Here is a 16,030-nt window from a genome sequence, read left to right on the forward strand (position 1 = left end):
CGGCTCTTAGAAGGCCTCACAGCCGCCAGGGATAGCTTTCAGGCATCGTGGATGGGCTCGACGGTTTTGAAGCTGGTGACAAAGCTACGGTGCGTCTCTGATCCATCCTGATCGTTATCATTTGAGGTTGACGTGATATACTGCATCATCAGGTTACCAGAGATTAGCACAGAATGATGAACACGCACGGGTTCGCCCTCCATCATAATTTCATATATGACCGTCCCCAGGCCCTGCTCATCGCCATCCTTGAACATCGCCGTCTCAAAGCTTACAGCAGATGGATCAATGAGGGATTGCCTAACGCTGTCTTTAATGGCGTCCATCACCATTTCAGTTTCCGGGACTGATCCAACGGCAATCATCTCAACAATGAGTTTCGCAGCTGTGCGATTGGTTCGCCACACGAACAGACCTTCAGGGGCATTCTTGTAGTGCATGCGCTGCCAAAGCTTTTTTGGGCAGAATTGGTAGTCCATTAAGACTGGATCGCATTCTTTTGGTTTTGCAGCCAAGGGGCCTGCGAGGCCCAATATAAGGGCAGCGGTCGCAACATATTTAAACATGGTATCTCCAACAATAAGTGGAGCTACGCTATCCGAGGATGATTAACGGCAGTTTAATGTAGGCGCCTGTTCATTGGTATGCGCGGAAACCTGCATTTCAACATCTCGGGTGAGATGGCGCCGATCAGATTTTTGCGAGCCTTTTCGAGCGAGTTAGTGTTGTCTTTCCCGGGCATTCTGCTCGCCTAGTCTCCAGTAGTCGCCTATGGGCTCCGCTTGGCTTTTGTAACCTCGAGATCCAGGTAGACACCCTCATCTGACAGGTACTTGTCAGGTAGCGGACCATTGAGATCCTGATAACCAATACTAGTCTCAGGATCGCCCTGCCACATGAACACGCGAGGCTTCTTGTCTTCCCCTTCAAAGGCTGACCGTAGATCGATCTTCGAATCCATGAACTTTTTCAGGTCTTCCTCTGAAATCAGTACCGAGGCGAAGATGTCATCCCCGATATCTCTGTTCTCCACCGGCTCGGCATCTGCGATCAGAATGCAAAGCTCCTGCCCGCGATCCGAAATCATCGGAAATAGTATCGGCCGATCATACCAGTATAGGTCTTCCTGAACCTCTACTTGGGTATGCGATTTGAAGTCAGATGGTTTCTTTGAAAATGTCATTGGATGTCCACTAATGTCTTACAGTTTGTACTCTGACTTTGCATGCTCATGGTCCACGTACGCCCCCTCTTCACACAGATATTTCTCCGGCAGAGGACCTCCAAAATCCTGGTATCTGATCGCGTTTACTCCGTGTCCAGCCCAAACAAAGGCCCTAGGATTCTCCACATCTTTGAAGGCGTTACGTAAATCGGTACGGCCCTCAAGCACTTCCTTGAAATCTTCATCAGAAATGGGAATGGAAACGAAGATGTCGTCACCATAGTCGCGATCTCCATAAGGATCAGTATCGTCGACCAAGATGCAGAGTTCCCGTCCGCGATCTGTGATCAGAGGAAAGAGGATGGGGCGGTCATACCACTCAAGGTAAGGCAGTACTTGGACACTGATTTTGTCCGCAAAATCGGTATATTTCTTTGAAATTGGCATCGTTGTCTTTCTAAAATTTTGGTTTTTATGGTTTCGGCCCGGACTGGGCAGGCTGCGGTTCAATATTATGGCGAGCCAATACCGCGTCTAGGATTGCGTTGGCATATTCTTTGTGTTTGCCGACGCAGCGGATGGGCACGAAAGGCTGCATGTCGGTCAGTCCGATAGCCTTAAGAGCTACCTGGATATCTTCAGCACCATGCTCGATACCAACTAGGGTGTTCATCACCCTGCCCGGCTCTTCGATCCGTTTGCGGAATTTGGCCTTCGTCTTATCACTTGCCGAAGTCGAAGTTCGGCCCAGCAGAATGCCCGCATCAATCATCTTGAGCATGGTTTCATCATCAAAGCGCTCAGTCAGACCCCCGTCACCGGAAAAGCTGAACAGAACCTGACCACCAACAAATTTGCCGTGACCATCGAAGACGTCTTCATCAAACATGACACGAACCTGATCTAGATCATGATCCCCGGTCTCGAGCTTGTCTGAGAGCCACTCCATGTAACGAACCGGGCGGGTCTCATCATCACGGTGTTTGATTGTCTGGGAGGCGAACAGAAAGGATGGATCGCTTGTAATCCATTTTGCTTCCTTATCGTCTGATGTGCAGAATTCGCCTACATCCTTAAGGAAGGCTTTGTCGTAGATGTCTCTAACACCATGGCGATAGTCATCATTGTGCTCTTCAGGGATGTCGAAGGCGACATCGGCATTCATTCTCACATCCATCTGCTCTGACTTGGGAGCAAACCATTGTCCGTTATGGCAATTGGTTTTTACATGGCCGAAGAAACGCATTTGCAGTTTATCGCTGAGCGCCATTTCGAACTCGAAGTGAGTATCCACGGAGGCCATCGTGATCGTGGCGAACTTAGGGTTCAACCCAAGAGCCTCCGGCTGCACGGCGGCAGGCAGGTTTGCATGAATCTTATCTAGAATTGTTTTGCTGTTCGAACTATCTGTCATGACTATCTCAATTTATTCTTTATATTCTAACTTTTATACATGTTGAGGTCAATCGAATTTAGCAAGTTGACGTAAGGGTTCTGGTGATTGACCGCCCTGCCCGGTTGTGAAACTTAGCAGGCATCAAACATCTGGAGACGACACATGAAAATCCTGCAAGTTGACTTCCCCATGCTGGGGCCTCTTGATAGCGAAGCTGAGAAGCAGTTCGAAGAACTGGCGCAGTCCATCAATGATGAGCCAGGGTTCCTTTGGAAAATATGGACTTGGAAGACAGATCCTTATGAAGGTGGTGGCATCTATGCCTTTGAGAACGAGGAAGCTGCTCAGAGCTATCTTGAGATGCACTCTGCCCGCCTGCGTGGGATGATGGGCGCCGATCTAGAAATCCGGGCGCGCATCTTCTCGGTGTCCGAGCACCTGTCTGGCATCAATAAGGCCAGCGAGATGATCGTTCGATAAGAATGCAGAGCTGATTAATTGGAATGCTATATTGATTTTCGTTCTCTTTGTTGATACATTGAGATCAAGATGATGAGTATATCCTAGAAGCCCTCAAGTGTTGCTGCGCTTGGGGGCTTCGTCATTTCTGCCTTTCATAAAATAAGGCTATCTATATCTGAATTATAATGGAGCACTTTATGACACTAACCTTTATGACACCGGTTGTTGAACTAGGCATCATCATCTTTAATGAAGGCGACGAAATTGGCGACGACACAATCTTGGTTGCGGCTGATACAGAGCATCAGGCTCGCAAGGTCTGTGATCGCTATCTTGATGATATTTGCCACCTGTGGGATGACAGGCTGCATCATAAGGCTTGTCATATTGAGTTTTCCCTGGTCGAGGATGCGGAGCCTGACGCGAAGTTTTGGTGCTTGGAGTCCAGCTCTGGTGATGATGACCCCAAAAATATGAAGCTGGTATCCAAAACGTTCTCTGAGTGCATTAGCACAGCTGGGATGACCCCCTAAAAAGGGGTGGTAGGTCATCTGAAATATAACCTATGCGGGTATATGGGCATCTGCTAGGCTCTTGGTGTTTTAACCAATCATAGAGACCTATTATGTCTATTCTGAAATCCCAAAATTCGTTTCGAGGGTTCTTGAAAGAGCACCTTTGTTTTCTTGTAGTCTCCTTTGTCTGCTATAACACGATGCCAGCTGTCGTACATGCTCAAGGGACTGGATCACCTACAGTTTTTACCGAAGCCCTCCCATTGTCGCGGGGAGAATATGTGCCGGGATCCCAAGGCGGTTTTGTGGTTCCTAAGTCGATGTGGTGTCCAATGGTTCTTAATGACTGGGGATGGGAATCATGTGATGGCATCGACAAGCTTCTGGTGGCTACCCAAGAGGGGTTAGACACCCTGCTTATCGAGAAGCCTAACTCGGAAGGCTATGTGAGCTTTGAAGACTGGGAGAGCAATGAGCGCGAAGAGGTAATTGACGACATTGAGGCTCATCTGCGTGCAGGTGCTAAGTCTCAGACTGCGAACACTGGGGGCGATATCCGGTTTGAGGGGTGGCAAGTCTACCCCACTCTCAATAAGGCACGCGGCTACATGTACTACGCATCCAGATACAACTGGGATGGGCGTGTCACGAGCAACATCACGGCTATCGTCTTTGATCGGAAAGGCTACGTTGAGTTCGGTATCGTACCAGAAAACAGCAACCTTTCAGAGCCGCAGGTTGTTGCGATGATCAATGGGGCCCTGGACAGCTATAAACCTGCCCCTCAGCAGAGCTACGCGAGCTTCGTGACCGGAGACAAGGTGGCCGCTGTAGGTGCGGTTGGCGTTCTTGCGGGCCTCGTGGGCGTCAAATATGGCAAGGCGGCCGCTACGGGCCTCATGGCGCTTGCTATGCTCCTTCTCAAAAAGTTGTGGATCCTTGTCTTCCTACCCTTCATCTGGATCGGTAAGCTGTTCAATCGTAAGCGCCCAGAGAGTTGACTGCCGCAAAGCGTGTCCTCAATAAGGCTGCCATCAAGGCGGCCTTATTTGTATGTGACGTGATATAATTCTTGCTTGACCTTGTGTTCTAACTTCTATAGTTGTCTTAACTTAATTTAAAACTTGTTCTAAGAGAATTTCTAATGAATAGCTTCATTGATGGGCCCCTTACCGCCGATACTGGCTTCTTGCTGCGAGAAGTGGGCGGTTTACTGGGTATCGAGGCCAAGCGCGTCGAGTATATCCGCAAGCGAGAGGTGTTTTCGGATGCGATGTCGTACCGTCTTAAACATCGCCTCAAAACCCATGTGATGGTTCGTGCCTGGGGCATTCCCCTGATTGCGTTCTCTTTGAAATATGAGGAGAAGATGTCCTTCTCGCTGCGTCATTCCTTATTCGCTGAAATGGGTGGCTACCTTCGTGATCACTGGGATGAACTCTGTTCTGATCCTTCGGCAGCCAAATTTTTCGTGTACGAGAATGAATCTGTTCTCATCGCCCCGGGAGAGGAAATCGAAGCTGTTTTGACGGATGCCATTCGTTTTCATGCTGCGATGAACAAGTTTACCTCTGACCCCGACGTCCAGGATGACAAGGCGATCTTCAGAGGTACAGAAATCAACGCCTATGAGGTCGCGAAGTTGGTGAAAGAAAGTGGTCTTGCCGCCACCCTAGAAGCCTACCCAATGCTTAAGCGTGATGATATTAAGGCCGCCCTGCTGTATGCGACCCTTCATCCTCGCGGCGGGCGCCCTAAGGGGGTTCCCAATAAACCCAAAGAAGAACACCTCCAGAGCACCTGAGTTGAGAAAGAGAGATATCGCATGTTGAACATTGGAACATATGAAGGCTTCGGGGCAAACTCGGTGATTTCTTTCAAGGAAGCGTCAGTGGTTCTTGGGTTCGACCATGACCATGTTCAGAACCGTATTGGGAATGAATGGTTTCCGGAACAAGCTATTGCGCGCAGATACCGCAGCCGTGCCTTGAAGCTTTCGGTCATTCCAGTGATCCCGTTCATTATCGATGAGGGAGAAAAATTCACGTCACCTTTTCGGTCACGCCTCGTTGTCATGGTCCATAATTTCTGCGCAGAGAACTGGGATAAGCTCAGGGTCGACCCTAAAGTCGCACAAGACCTGGTGATCGATAGCGGGTGCATGAAGATCCGCTTCGGAAATCGTGTGAGCGATGCCATGGCCGATCTGAACACCAATATCCTTTCGTTTCAGCGTATCTCGTTTGATACCAATGCAGATTGGCAGGCTCCCACTCTTGGAAAGCAGAAATATTGTGCCTTCGATATCGCGAAAGAGTTTCGGGATAATGGGATCGAAAAAACCTACGCCCGTTTCCCGGGTCTGGTTCAGGAGGACGTGGATGCGGCTGTACTGTATGTGAGCGCCAATCCTAAAATTGGGGCTGCTAGCGAGGCCGCTCGTGCAAGCCGAAAAGCCAGGATCACCGCGCCAAAAAGCGTATCAGCGCTGCAATGTTAGCTTTCGTATCTTCACATGCCGTAGCCTTGGTCTGACCCCATGTCAGGTCTCTCATAGCTCCAATCCCAGCGGGTCTTCTGGATCTGTTCAGCGAACCAAGCAGCGGTACGCCCCATTGTGGGAGCCTCATCTGTCTTTTCGATGCCAATCAGAGCGTGGAATGGGTGGTCGTCCTCATCCCATGGACGGCCGGGGTTGCCCACCAGCTCCTGAATGTCGTCTAGGCCGATCTGACCTGGAATGAAGTATCCAAGTTCATCGGTGCCCAGCTCAATCCCAACGCTGTTGTTGTCTAGGCAGGAAATGATCTCGCCTATCTCAGCGACAGATAGGGTGCCTTCCAGGATGATATGGCTCTGGGCACTGTACCCGGCGTGATCGGTGTAGCGATAGGTGATCTTGGTGTTCTGGCTCATGATGTCTGCCTCCTGTTTTTTATTTAAGTGCGCGCTACGGTGAAATCGGCAACCTGCTCTTGTGCTTCTTAGTAATCGGCGTGGCGGCTTGGCGAGTGGTTTATTCTTTCCAGGTGGAGACTCCCTTACAACTGAGTGGAAAAGTTTTATTCCTTCTTTGTCAACTTTTCATGATTAAGGGGTTTATTTTAGCATCATCTATGTTTAGATTTCTTCTATTCATGGATGTTTGCATCATTTGGCTGATATCCGATCTTGATTATAGGAGACTTTGATAATGAAAGAGCAGACACTTAAGGCGCTTGAAGAAGCAGGCATCCAGGATACAGCCATGCTGGTGAAGCGGCGCACCGCTTCTGGCACCGCCCGGGCCTATTTTACGGAAGCGGGTGAATATGTCGATCATAACGGAGAGGTGTTGACCATCAGTGCTGAGCAAGCTGAAAAGGGCGCCGTTGTAATTACGGCCGGAGATAACATTGGGGTCTTTACCTTTGAGGAAGCTGGCCTGACGGCTGAGGATCCCAACGTCATCCATGGCTTCAGCCAACACCTGCCTGCCTTCGATACATATGCCGATGCCGAGTACATTGGCGTGAACGATCAAGGTGATGTCGTCAGCATGGACGATGATGGTCAGCTTTCTGACACCTATACCGAAGAAGACGAAGATGGTTATGAAGAAACCTACACCGATAAAAAGGATGAGGCCTTTATTATCCGGGACATGGTTTTCGTGGACTCCGACGAGAATGTGGTTGTCAATCCAGCTGGTAAACCAAGCCTCAACGTGCAGCAGACACGTGAGCGTCTGATTGCGAATGCTGACAAGCTGGCACGTGACCCCCGCCCCTTCCTGAAGGGTATCCTGAAAAAGTATCAGGCTAAGATCGATGCGGCCGACGCTGAGTATGCCGTCACAGGCGCGATGCGTGAAGCTGTCCTGCTGAACAACACTCTGAACCCGCTGCCTGATGAGCTACCTGGAGAAGGTGTACGTCTGTCTCCGGTCCACGAAAAGCAGACCAAAGAAGCGTTTATTAAAGCGCACCCCGGTCTGAGTGCAGTTGTCGAAGGTACGCGCGATCTGGGCAGCTCTATGATGCAAGGCATGGGGGATGCGATCTATCAGCGGGCCCGCCTGATCTATGCAGGTGCAACCCAGACGCCGATGCAGGACATTCACATGAACATGGGTCATAGCGATTACGACTATGATACCGGTGAAGATCACAGCATGTCTCCACCTGAAATGCTGAACCTGATCAAAGCAGCTGGTGGTGTCGAGAAAGAGGTTTCCGAAAACACCTCTGTCGCGGTTGCCTCGATGTATGGCCGTGCTCCGAATACAGGTGAAGGGAGCGTGCAGATCAAGCAAGCTGAATTGGACGGTATGTCCTTCATGCTCGTGAACGACGGTATGAGCGGTGATGTCATGTATCTCTGGCCCACTACCCCCTTCTTGGTCAATGAAGCCGACTATCAGGACGAGCTGACGTATATGGCAGAAGAGCATAATACTGATCCGGAAGCACCTGTCCCCGGACAAGGCTTCTACTAAAGCCTAGGACATAAACTACTCAGCAGGCGTCTTCGGGCGCCTGCTTTTGTTTTGCACCCTACCCTTCTTTTTCTTAGCGTTCTGACAATTGGATCTGGGTGGTTGGCTGCTTAATAGGTATAGGCGCCCTCTACAACTGAGTGGAAAAGTATTTATTTTACTCAATAAGATGGTAGTGATCCCCTAACCAGAACACATGATTAGTTGACAATTATACCTGAATTGATGCATAATTTCTTTAACAAATAAGGTGTATTCATGTATTTCGAAAATCATAATTTTCCGACCGTTGGCTCTTTGCTTAAGGCTCTTGAGCCAAACGCGTTGAAACCGGTACGTTTCGAAGTTGATGGCGAGTTCCTTCATCCCGTCCGGTTCGGCACCTATGCTGATCCTATGGCTACCCCTACTCAGTTCATCTTTGTAGCCAAGGACTCAAAGGACACGCCTTTTATACCCGTTCATGAGCTGGTCGAGATGATCCAATACAAGCTCCATACCAATATTGCTGAGGAGACCGGCGGGATCGACGGTTTGGTGCACGAAATGGTGCATGTCATGGGGATGGTATCAACGCCTGAGAAGGAGGCTCACATGCCCCTCTCCCTGCTCAATATGCGTGTCGACGGTCAATGTGTGACCATCGAAGCTACCAGCGAGTGGTGGATCACCTTTGAGGCCTACTACGCTTACCGTAACACGGAAGCTGGCGCCGCGCGTATTAACGTGGCCCGTCTCAGTGATTTTGATCTTACCGACTTCTGCCCGAATGACGGAGATCCTAAACCTGATCTGGAGAAGCTCTATTCAGATGAGTATCATCCCCTAGGGTTTCGCTACCTGCATACGGAGGCCCGTGTGCGCCTTGGGGTAAAGAACCCGAACTGGACTATCGGCGATATCTGGGTTCGCTTGATCGGATGCGAGCAGCGCGGTCGCGATCTTGCCTATATCGGATTGCTGGAGTCACCTTTTACGGATGGAGAGGTGAAGTTCCGAGCCTCTAATGTTCTCGAGATCCACAATCAATATATCGACACCCCCTTTCTCTGAAGGGACGTTACCCTCTACAACTGAGTGGATTTTTGGTAATTTCATCCTTAGTAGGTGGAGTAAATGAACAAGATGATAAGATATTAAATATGAGTGATTATAAGATGACCGATGATCAAGTTAATGGGCCGATTGAGCTTACTCCTGAGGCTTTTACGGTTCCTAGAGGTAAGATCGAGGCGACCTACAAGAAGGAGGTTGAGTATCCGGATAATCCCGGCCAGGCTTTCTACCTTCATGAAGGCGAAGTAATGGAAGTTCCAAACGGCACGGCATACTACATCAAAGGTGATACCAAGTGGTATCATGCTCAGTTCTTCGAAGACGGTAAAATGACCGGTCCCGTCGTTTATGCCGAGGCAAAGATCGGGTGCATAAAAGATGTCTATATGAAGGATTTGGGTGGAAACGCCACACTCGTGGTTGGTGTCCCGTTCGCTGTTTGTGGAGGCATTCTCTCTTACGCACTGTCCCTCAACGTATCCCACGCTATCGGATTTGGGGGAGTACTTTCCATACTATTCATAAGCCTGATGCTTTTGACATTGTGGGTGTTGGTTAGCGGCGTCTGGATTTCATTTGTTACATTGCGGTGTAAGAGCAACAGTAAATATGCCATCAAAGCGATCAAGAAGGCGGAAAGCAAGTCGAGCCCGTATATTACACCTGGTGGTGTGAAGGCCGCTCATTGATTTTGTAGTTTGCCTTTTCAAGGATGGCTGCCAATTTCGCAGATCCACTGGATTTCTCAAGAGTGTTGTTTAGGTTGTTTACAGACTTATAACATCCCTCTAAAGTGGAATGCACATTATTAAAACTAGGATCGGTATAATGCGTCTTATTGGTAAAGCTTTGGTGGGTTTGATGCTTCTCGGCGTCATTCAATCATTTATTATTATGGCCAACGAGCGGGGTGGTGGAAGCTACCTGGTCTTTGCTATCATTGCTCTAGTCTTGGGATTCCTCGTAGTTGGTTCTTACAGAAAGGCTAACGATTCATTCGTAAGGAAGTCCGAAGGTACTGACGGAATTTCTAATGACAAGTTCGTCGAACGTATTCTGGATCGTGCTGAAGATATCTTGAATGACAAGATGCCTGACGGTGACTTCTCATTCAAGTTGGCAGATGTTCAGACGCGAGGCGCGAAGGATGAGTTGCAGGCGTTCTTCTACAAACTCTCAGATCCAGATATCGATCAACAGGAGGATCATGCAGGCAAATCCTATGGCTTTAGCTTCCTGATGAGCAAGAGTGCCAATTCATCATGCGTGATTGAAAAGGTTATGGGCATGAACGATCAGATGAAGGCCCTTGCAAAGAAAAGCACCTCTTCAGTCGAGCAGGGCGCAGAGTTTGTTGCGCAGCATTCCATCTCTGTTTCTAAGAATGCAGCGCAACGGAACAAAAAATTGTCTCGGGCAGCGTAATCGAACCGTAAAGGCAAAAATTTTCATCCATTCTTGGTGGACACTAGAGCTTTGATGTGAGAGCACTGTACACGGATAATGGCTCGTGAAAGCACCCCACTGATGGCAGAATATGAACTTCCTAGCTTCATCATCGAAGGCGTAGCCGAGCGCCTTCGACACGCAAGGCTGGCGGCGGGATACAAAACCCAAGCAGAGTTTGCCAAGGCCTTAGGGGTCGGTAAAACTACCTACAATGCCCACGAGAAAAGCCGGAACGGCATCCCCGTTCCTTGGGCGCTGCGCTACTCTAAGATGCTGAACTGCGATCTTGCATGGCTATTGACGGGAGAGGGCGCAATGCGCCCTGACGTTGTTGATGATAACGCCCTGCGCCTTCCTGAGACCTTACCGGAAGATGTTCAAGAGGCCTTGCGATTATTCTTATCACGGCTTGGCGCCAGATCGTTTGCAATCACAGGAGATGACGGTACGTCTTTCACTGATGTTGAGGTATCGATATTGCGAGAAGCCATCGATCTGTTCGAGCGCGTCCATGGTGATGCACGTCCGAACGATGCCAAAGTGGCCAAGTCAGCACTCGCCAAAGTAAAAACGTCTGGCACCTCTTAAGCCACTCGGAACGACACCCCTGCCCTCTGTCTACGGCATGCCAACTCCGCATGCTCAGTTTTCCATAGTTACTTAAACCTAATGAAATCGCAACCTAGTATAGGTTGCGCATCGTATTGTTTAGGGAATTATGGAAGGCAATAATTATGCGCGATGAAACGGTAGTCAAAGACACCTCTGCTCCAGTTGGACGGGAGCTGCCGAAGCAGGCGGTGCTTGCCCCCAAGGGCCAGGTGAATGCAACAATTAAATGGGAGGTAAACGAGCCTAATAATATCGGCACGGCATACTTTCTTGACGAAGGTGAGACCATGCGGGTCCCAGAGGGTAAGGCTTACTACATCAAAGGACGTGACAGCTGGTACGGAGCTCAGTTCTATGAACCAGGGACAATGATCGGACCGGTAGTTTATGCGGAGGGGAAAAGCCGTAAACCGACGGAAGTATATAAGTCCCTTGGTGGCGACTCCGGGATATTTTATTTTATATTTGGATGGTGTGTTATCGCTCCACTGATTGTATTGTTTGCAGCGAATTATCATTCGCAATCTGGCCTACCAACAGCTGCGGAGACTTGGTCACCATTTCAAGTCGTAGTAGCCACCCTCGTGAGCGTGTTCTTATTCTTGGTGGGTGCTGGTGGCCTCAAGGATATTTGGGAATCACGTTCTAAGGATGATTGTGCAATCCAAAAATTGAAAATGATTGAGAGCAGAAACAGTCCCTACATCCCGTGTGGAAAAATCGATATACCGATGGATGAGATTACGGCTTAAGATATATAATATGAGGGGGCGTCATATGTTAATGACGCCCTTTTTTATAGGTGGACTTCAGTATTGCTCACCTGATTTCACTGGTCGATGGATTTTTCGAATACATTAATTCGGTAGAAATGAATTTTCTATATCAATGCAATCGTATACGAAAATTACTTGAGGTATAAGATGACAAAGAAGACAGCTAATCCCCAGAAGAAATCTTCTGGTCCTATCGAAATAACGGCGGATGACGTCCCTAATTCTCTCGGAACAATTGATGCCACTATATCTTGGGAGCTAAGATGCGAACCAGAGGACTCGGGACGGATGTTTTTCCTGCCTCTGGGTGAAGTATTGGAAGTATCCAAAGGTGAGGCGTTCTACATCAAAGAAAGCGATGGAAATTGGCATTTTGCACAGTTCTTTGATGCAGGCACAATGAAGGGCCCATTGGTTTACGCTGAAGCAGAGATTATGAGTCCTAAGAGGGCAGTTGAAATTTATGAAAGTGTAGACCTTTATATACCTTTGATTGCAGGTATTCCCGCTACTATTCTCCCGGTTTGCCTCGCTATCGGTTTCCTCATGGATGCGGATAAGGCAATGGTGCGATCAGATTTGTTAGGCCTTATGTTTGTGTCTATTATGTTTGCAGCTGGAGTTACCTTCATTCGTCACTATTTCAAGATTGCTGTGAGCGATAAAGGCGCGTTAAGCCATCTGCGTAAAAGAAAGACCTGGATGAAGAATAGCTTTAGATGTAGCTATAACCCAAAAAATGATTTGGCGCCCAACGAATAAGGTGGTCTTAGGCTTATAACCTTACTGTTCCGAACGGCCACTTCCAGAAATGGGGTGGCCGTTTCCTATACTTGAACTTGATGTATTAACTTACTCGACTTATACTAGAATGAGTTGTAAAGGATAAATTATATGAATTACTGGAGTTGGGATGGCGTCCGTTAGGTAACAACCTAAGGAGAGCCAAATGGCCCGAACACATAGAAAACGAAACTTCCCCCAGTTCTTCTTTTCCTGGACAGAAGAAGACGTAAAAGAATGGGAAGATAACCTCGCCGGTCGTGATGGGAAATCATTCCGGTTCTGGAACCCAGAAGTGAAGGCAGTGACACGTCGTGAGCGTCGTCGTGACTGGAAACGTGCTGAGCGACAGATAATGAAGATCGACGATTATGAGGAAGTAGATGTCCCCCGCCTCGAGAAGAAGTATCTTGGGGAAATCTGGTTCTGGGACTGATCCTAAATTTCAGGTCTTTGACCACTCTCGTAGCCAGGCTAGAGTTGCTGGGTTACGAGAGTGGATCGCTTTGTGGTGTACGTTACAAACTGATATTAGGTTCTCGACCTCATTGCTGCCGCCATCCGCAATCTCATGAATATGATGGAGCTCTATGGTGAAGCGTGGGTCCCCTTCTGATCGATCTGCGGTAGACCAGTTACATCCTGGGTGCTGGCACCTCGACTGGTCCCTCTGTAGCACCTCTAACCTTACCTGATCACTGATGCCCCGGTCGTGCGGCTCGTCTTGCTCTGCGCTCTCTAGCACGTATACCCCGGCTGGGAGATCTGGTCGGCCGGTCTTTTGGGTTTTGATTTTCCACCCCAGCTCAACGCGAAGCTCTCTGATGCGCCTGGGCCATTCTGATATACCGGCGATTGTGCGTAGAGCTTCTCCTTCTATGGGCTGCCCGATACGTTGAAGAAAATATGAAAGAATTCTGCCACGTGCATCCTTGTCATCAATGCCATTGAGAGACATCCCCAGACTAGATAGTAGCTTGGTGGCGTGTTGATGATCGGGAAGCAGGTCGGCGTCCAGGTCACCTTTATCGACCTTATTAGACATTCTCTTCAAAACGCGGATGATGTCTTCAATGTGGTGCTTGGTAAGATTATCTTCTCCAAAGAGAGAACCTGTGGAAGACATAGCGAAATACCCTTTAGTAGGGCATGTTGCTTTCACAGTTTAATTCATGGTTTCCGGTATGATGAGTGTTTTGGTGTCATGCAAACCGTCGTCTAGATACATAGTCATTGGATGAAATGGATATAGAAAATATGACTGATTATAGCGAACATCACATGGTCGTTGAGGTCACTATGTTGACCGACGAAGAAATGCTTCACGAAAACGATGTTGATTCAGACGGAAACTGTAAAGTGGACGGTATGTATTTCATGAAGCTCGTCGCCTGTGATGAGGCCGACGTTGACCCCGTCAAAAAGGCACAAGAGATCGTCGAAAAATCAGGGCACATCGACTGTGTTTCCGACTTCGATTTTCACATTCGGACAGCTACGGCCGATGAGATCGATAATGCTAAGATTAGCAGTAGTTACTTCCGTGATAACTTGGGTTCCTACACCCTGCCGCTCTATACGCCCCGCCCGGGCATGTAACTGAGGTTTTCTGATGCAAAAATTCTGGCTTCTATCTCGTCATGATGACGGCGCTTCAATTTATGAGGTTTACGAGCCGGTCATGGCCCGGTCAAAATCTGAAATCGAAGGCAAGATTCTGGCTTGTGCGGAAGAAGTCAGGAAAGGGTATCGAGCGTACCATAAGGCAGATATGGAACTGCGGGACACAAAGAGAGCGGACGCGGATCCAGCCCTTCTTGATGCAGCGGTAAAGCGCGTTATGGAGGCCAAAAAGAAAGTGGTGAGGTATGTCGACATCAATGGCTTCCAAGTAGACCAGATCGTTGATGGTCAGGGTTCGATCTGCGAAGATTTTGAAATACTGAGCAATGATGAGTTCTTCACCTATAAGGCCAATCGGACCCCCCGTCTCGATGCTGAGGGAAATCCCGTACGTAGTGTTGAGGTATCAGTAGAGCCCCTGGTGGCACCTAGTGAGATGCATCACGATGACTTGGATCTGACAGGCCGCCTAACGGTAGCTAGGCGCTACCTGGTGATCATTGAGGGTGCCGACAAGGACACAACCAACTATGGCATCGAAGATGCGGCGCTTAATGCCTTCCATAGTGAGGTTTCGATATCTGGCCCGGAGTGTTTCTCGATTACCGCCAAGTGTACCGATCAGACAGACCCGGATCACCTCTATGGCGAAGTGATCCGGACTAGTTATGCGGAAGAGGCGCCCTCCCCTAAGTTCTAGTAAGGCGCCTTCAGGTAATCTCGATATCCATTCCGAATGACGCGCGATAGATTAGCTTTCGCATCATTGTCCTTAACTCCTGTAATGCCAATTTCGATGGAAGCATCATCTTCAGGACTGTGGGTGAACTTCGCCCGCACTTGGGCGCCAGAATATGGACTGTCCGATTGAGCCACGCCAAAAATATATCCGGAACAGATATCCGATTGCCTGACTTCAATATCAGCGTCTGAAAAACCCTGTTTGAGTGCGAACAGGCGCTGCCGGTTTTCTACCTGGTTCGGGCATGATGCGATCTTTTTGATGGTCTTCTCGGAGCGAATGTCAGTCTTTGTGTTCGTACAGGCCGCCATAGCAAGCCCTGCGAGCATGGCGGCCACCAAGTATGATCTCTTCATTACTTAGCGGCCCTTCATCTTTTTGTCGAAGCCTTCACGGAACTGATCCATAATCATTTTTGTCGTTTTCTTGGCATCCAAGGCTTTAATTGTGTCGGTTTTTGATCCGGTCACAGACATTAGCACACGGATGTTATCACCCTCCTCCGAGAAGAAGGTGTTAACCTCTGCGTCGTGGACGGCCGTGGATTTACCTTGAACGTATCCATCCGCAGGATTGTTCAACTGAACGCCGATATCTGCATGTTTCATGCCAGCAAGAACAGCCTCATAGACCTGAGTGATGTTTGCATTAGGAACCACCCACTCTGTGGCGTTCCATGCCTCGAACAATTCGGTTGCTTCCTGCGGTGCTGCTTCCTGCGGTGCTGCTTCCTGCGGTGCTGCTTCCTGCGGTGCTGCTTCCTGCGGTGCTGCTTCAGAAGGGTTGGTTTGGGTGAAAGACGCGCAAGCTGCCAGAGCAAGAACGGAAGTGAAGGCGACAATAAGTTTCATGTGTGTGTCCTGTAATTTCGTGTCCCCTTAATAATGGCAGAACATGAATAATATTGATTTAACGATGATCTATTGTCTCCAAAATCTCTCTCTTTCTTAGTCAATACCTAAGAGATGAGAGAT

23 protein-coding genes are annotated in these 16,030 nt (G+C 48.8%); 15 read left to right on the forward strand and 8 right to left on the reverse strand.

What is annotated here, in order from left to right; genetic code table 11:
* Window positions 1-38: 38 nt before the first annotated feature.
* The 4 genes from J7392_RS04675 to J7392_RS04690 form a co-directional block, all read right to left on the reverse strand.
* Window positions 39-566 carry a hypothetical protein gene (locus J7392_RS04675; RefSeq protein ID WP_209216405.1) on the reverse strand — a complete coding sequence of 176 codons (528 nt, stop codon included), beginning with the start codon at window positions 564-566 and terminating at the stop codon, window positions 39-41.
* A 203-nt stretch (window positions 567-769) separates the two neighbouring features.
* Window positions 770-1,183: a hypothetical protein gene (locus J7392_RS04680; RefSeq protein ID WP_209216406.1), complete on the reverse strand. Its 414-nt coding sequence runs from the start codon at window positions 1,181-1,183 to the stop codon at window positions 770-772.
* A gap of 18 nt (window positions 1,184-1,201) precedes the next feature.
* The gene (locus J7392_RS04685) at window positions 1,202-1,612 is read right to left on the reverse strand and encodes a hypothetical protein (protein WP_209216407.1); all 411 of its coding nucleotides are present in this window, start codon (window positions 1,610-1,612) and stop codon (window positions 1,202-1,204) included.
* Window positions 1,613-1,637: 25 nt separating this feature from the next.
* Complete coding sequence (locus tag J7392_RS04690; protein ID WP_209216408.1) at window positions 1,638-2,579, reverse strand: hypothetical protein; 942 nt, start codon at window positions 2,577-2,579, stop codon at window positions 1,638-1,640.
* A gap of 144 nt (window positions 2,580-2,723) precedes the next feature.
* Here J7392_RS04690 and J7392_RS04695 point away from each other — a divergent pair, with 144 nt between their 5' ends.
* The 5 genes from J7392_RS04695 to J7392_RS04715 all read left to right on the forward strand — a co-directional run bounded on the left by J7392_RS04695 (window position 2,724) and on the right by J7392_RS04715 (window position 6,038).
* Complete coding sequence (locus J7392_RS04695; protein ID WP_209216409.1) at window positions 2,724-3,041, forward strand: monooxygenase; 318 nt, start codon at window positions 2,724-2,726, stop codon at window positions 3,039-3,041.
* Between the two features lie 179 nt (window positions 3,042-3,220).
* On the forward strand, window positions 3,221-3,556 hold the full coding sequence (locus tag J7392_RS04700; RefSeq protein ID WP_209216410.1) for a hypothetical protein: 336 nt from the start codon (window positions 3,221-3,223) through the stop codon (window positions 3,554-3,556).
* A 92-nt stretch (window positions 3,557-3,648) separates the two neighbouring features.
* Window positions 3,649-4,539, forward strand: a complete 891-nt coding sequence (locus J7392_RS04705) for a DUF2167 domain-containing protein (protein WP_209216411.1) — start codon at window positions 3,649-3,651, stop codon at window positions 4,537-4,539.
* Between the two features lie 143 nt (window positions 4,540-4,682).
* On the forward strand, window positions 4,683-5,342 hold the full coding sequence (locus J7392_RS04710; protein WP_209216412.1) for a DUF433 domain-containing protein: 660 nt from the start codon (window positions 4,683-4,685) through the stop codon (window positions 5,340-5,342).
* Between the two features lie 21 nt (window positions 5,343-5,363).
* Window positions 5,364-6,038 (forward strand): hypothetical protein, encoded by a 675-nt coding sequence (locus tag J7392_RS04715; RefSeq protein WP_209216413.1) that lies wholly within the window; start codon window positions 5,364-5,366, stop codon window positions 6,036-6,038.
* Between the two features lie 11 nt (window positions 6,039-6,049).
* Here J7392_RS04715 and J7392_RS04720 read toward each other — a convergent pair whose 3' ends face one another.
* Complete coding sequence (locus J7392_RS04720; protein ID WP_209216414.1) at window positions 6,050-6,454, reverse strand: hypothetical protein; 405 nt, start codon at window positions 6,452-6,454, stop codon at window positions 6,050-6,052.
* A 277-nt stretch (window positions 6,455-6,731) separates the two neighbouring features.
* On the opposite strand from J7392_RS04720, the gene J7392_RS04725 reads away from it, so the two are divergent.
* The 8 genes from J7392_RS04725 (at window position 6,732) to J7392_RS04760 (ending at window position 13,127) form a co-directional block, all read left to right on the forward strand.
* Window positions 6,732-8,015, forward strand: a complete 1,284-nt coding sequence (locus J7392_RS04725; RefSeq protein ID WP_209216415.1) for a hypothetical protein — start codon at window positions 6,732-6,734, stop codon at window positions 8,013-8,015.
* Window positions 8,016-8,273: 258 nt separating this feature from the next.
* Window positions 8,274-9,068, forward strand: a complete 795-nt coding sequence (locus tag J7392_RS04730; protein ID WP_209216416.1) for a hypothetical protein — start codon at window positions 8,274-8,276, stop codon at window positions 9,066-9,068.
* A 104-nt stretch (window positions 9,069-9,172) separates the two neighbouring features.
* Window positions 9,173-9,760, forward strand: a complete 588-nt coding sequence (locus J7392_RS04735; protein WP_209216417.1) for a hypothetical protein — start codon at window positions 9,173-9,175, stop codon at window positions 9,758-9,760.
* A gap of 139 nt (window positions 9,761-9,899) precedes the next feature.
* On the forward strand, window positions 9,900-10,496 hold the full coding sequence (locus J7392_RS04740) for a hypothetical protein (protein WP_209216418.1): 597 nt from the start codon (window positions 9,900-9,902) through the stop codon (window positions 10,494-10,496).
* 102 nt (window positions 10,497-10,598) lie between these two features.
* On the forward strand, window positions 10,599-11,108 hold the full coding sequence (locus J7392_RS04745) for a helix-turn-helix transcriptional regulator (protein WP_209216419.1): 510 nt from the start codon (window positions 10,599-10,601) through the stop codon (window positions 11,106-11,108).
* Between the two features lie 146 nt (window positions 11,109-11,254).
* On the forward strand, window positions 11,255-11,884 hold the full coding sequence (locus J7392_RS04750; RefSeq protein ID WP_209216420.1) for a hypothetical protein: 630 nt from the start codon (window positions 11,255-11,257) through the stop codon (window positions 11,882-11,884).
* Between the two features lie 171 nt (window positions 11,885-12,055).
* Window positions 12,056-12,670, forward strand: a complete 615-nt coding sequence (locus J7392_RS04755) for a hypothetical protein (protein ID WP_209216421.1) — start codon at window positions 12,056-12,058, stop codon at window positions 12,668-12,670.
* A 187-nt stretch (window positions 12,671-12,857) separates the two neighbouring features.
* Complete coding sequence (locus tag J7392_RS04760) at window positions 12,858-13,127, forward strand: hypothetical protein (RefSeq protein ID WP_209216422.1); 270 nt, start codon at window positions 12,858-12,860, stop codon at window positions 13,125-13,127.
* 9 nt (window positions 13,128-13,136) lie between these two features.
* Here the strand turns inward: J7392_RS04760 and J7392_RS04765 are convergent, their stop codons facing one another.
* A complete protein-coding gene (locus J7392_RS04765; RefSeq protein WP_209216423.1) occupies window positions 13,137-13,817 on the reverse strand; it encodes an HNH endonuclease signature motif containing protein in 681 nt (226 codons plus the stop codon).
* Between the two features lie 131 nt (window positions 13,818-13,948).
* Here J7392_RS04765 and J7392_RS04770 point away from each other — a divergent pair, with 131 nt between their 5' ends.
* Together J7392_RS04770 and J7392_RS04775 are read left to right on the forward strand one after the other, a co-directional pair.
* Window positions 13,949-14,290, forward strand: coding sequence for a hypothetical protein (locus J7392_RS04770; protein WP_209216424.1), 342 nt, complete (start codon window positions 13,949-13,951; stop codon window positions 14,288-14,290).
* A gap of 13 nt (window positions 14,291-14,303) precedes the next feature.
* Complete coding sequence (locus J7392_RS04775; RefSeq protein ID WP_209216425.1) at window positions 14,304-15,014, forward strand: hypothetical protein; 711 nt, start codon at window positions 14,304-14,306, stop codon at window positions 15,012-15,014.
* Here the strand turns inward: J7392_RS04775 and J7392_RS04780 are convergent.
* Window positions 15,011-15,412, reverse strand: a complete 402-nt coding sequence (locus J7392_RS04780; RefSeq protein WP_209216426.1) for a hypothetical protein — start codon at window positions 15,410-15,412, stop codon at window positions 15,011-15,013. The genes J7392_RS04775 and J7392_RS04780 overlap by 4 nt on opposite strands.
* Before the next feature lie 3 nt (window positions 15,413-15,415).
* Window positions 15,416-15,907 carry a hypothetical protein gene (locus J7392_RS04785; RefSeq protein WP_209216427.1) on the reverse strand — a complete coding sequence of 164 codons (492 nt, stop codon included), beginning with the start codon at window positions 15,905-15,907 and terminating at the stop codon, window positions 15,416-15,418.
* Window positions 15,908-16,030: the final 123 nt, after the last annotated feature.

This window comes from Sulfitobacter sp. R18_1, from assembly GCF_017743915.1.
In the GTDB taxonomy this organism is placed as follows: Bacteria; Pseudomonadota; Alphaproteobacteria; order Rhodobacterales; family Rhodobacteraceae; genus Sulfitobacter; species Sulfitobacter faviae.

Bases quoted from the DNA above. Each gene is read 5' to 3' on its own strand.
- J7392_RS04675 (WP_209216405.1), bottom strand. From the start codon at position 566: ATGTTTAAATATGTTGCGACCGCTGCCCTTATATTGGGCCTCGCAGGC.
- J7392_RS04680 (WP_209216406.1), bottom strand. From the start codon at position 1,183: ATGACATTTTCAAAGAAACCATCTGACTTCAAATCGCATACCCAAGTA.
- J7392_RS04685 (WP_209216407.1), bottom strand. From the start codon at position 1,612: ATGCCAATTTCAAAGAAATATACCGATTTTGCGGACAAAATCAGTGTC.
- J7392_RS04690 (WP_209216408.1), bottom strand. From the start codon at position 2,579: ATGACAGATAGTTCGAACAGCAAAACAATTCTAGATAAGATTCATGCA.
- J7392_RS04695 (WP_209216409.1), top strand. From the start codon at position 2,724: ATGAAAATCCTGCAAGTTGACTTCCCCATGCTGGGGCCTCTTGATAGC.
- J7392_RS04700 (WP_209216410.1), top strand. From the start codon at position 3,221: ATGACACTAACCTTTATGACACCGGTTGTTGAACTAGGCATCATCATC.
- J7392_RS04705 (WP_209216411.1), top strand. From the start codon at position 3,649: ATGTCTATTCTGAAATCCCAAAATTCGTTTCGAGGGTTCTTGAAAGAG.
- J7392_RS04710 (WP_209216412.1), top strand. From the start codon at position 4,683: ATGAATAGCTTCATTGATGGGCCCCTTACCGCCGATACTGGCTTCTTG.
- J7392_RS04715 (WP_209216413.1), top strand. From the start codon at position 5,364: ATGTTGAACATTGGAACATATGAAGGCTTCGGGGCAAACTCGGTGATT.
- J7392_RS04720 (WP_209216414.1), bottom strand. From the start codon at position 6,454: ATGAGCCAGAACACCAAGATCACCTATCGCTACACCGATCACGCCGGG.
- J7392_RS04725 (WP_209216415.1), top strand. From the start codon at position 6,732: ATGAAAGAGCAGACACTTAAGGCGCTTGAAGAAGCAGGCATCCAGGAT.
- J7392_RS04730 (WP_209216416.1), top strand. From the start codon at position 8,274: ATGTATTTCGAAAATCATAATTTTCCGACCGTTGGCTCTTTGCTTAAG.
- J7392_RS04735 (WP_209216417.1), top strand. From the start codon at position 9,173: ATGACCGATGATCAAGTTAATGGGCCGATTGAGCTTACTCCTGAGGCT.
- J7392_RS04740 (WP_209216418.1), top strand. From the start codon at position 9,900: ATGCGTCTTATTGGTAAAGCTTTGGTGGGTTTGATGCTTCTCGGCGTC.
- J7392_RS04745 (WP_209216419.1), top strand. From the start codon at position 10,599: ATGGCAGAATATGAACTTCCTAGCTTCATCATCGAAGGCGTAGCCGAG.
- J7392_RS04750 (WP_209216420.1), top strand. From the start codon at position 11,255: ATGCGCGATGAAACGGTAGTCAAAGACACCTCTGCTCCAGTTGGACGG.
- J7392_RS04755 (WP_209216421.1), top strand. From the start codon at position 12,056: ATGACAAAGAAGACAGCTAATCCCCAGAAGAAATCTTCTGGTCCTATC.
- J7392_RS04760 (WP_209216422.1), top strand. From the start codon at position 12,858: ATGGCCCGAACACATAGAAAACGAAACTTCCCCCAGTTCTTCTTTTCC.
- J7392_RS04765 (WP_209216423.1), bottom strand. From the start codon at position 13,817: ATGTCTTCCACAGGTTCTCTCTTTGGAGAAGATAATCTTACCAAGCAC.
- J7392_RS04770 (WP_209216424.1), top strand. From the start codon at position 13,949: ATGACTGATTATAGCGAACATCACATGGTCGTTGAGGTCACTATGTTG.
- J7392_RS04775 (WP_209216425.1), top strand. From the start codon at position 14,304: ATGCAAAAATTCTGGCTTCTATCTCGTCATGATGACGGCGCTTCAATT.
- J7392_RS04780 (WP_209216426.1), bottom strand. From the start codon at position 15,412: ATGAAGAGATCATACTTGGTGGCCGCCATGCTCGCAGGGCTTGCTATG.
- J7392_RS04785 (WP_209216427.1), bottom strand. From the start codon at position 15,907: ATGAAACTTATTGTCGCCTTCACTTCCGTTCTTGCTCTGGCAGCTTGC.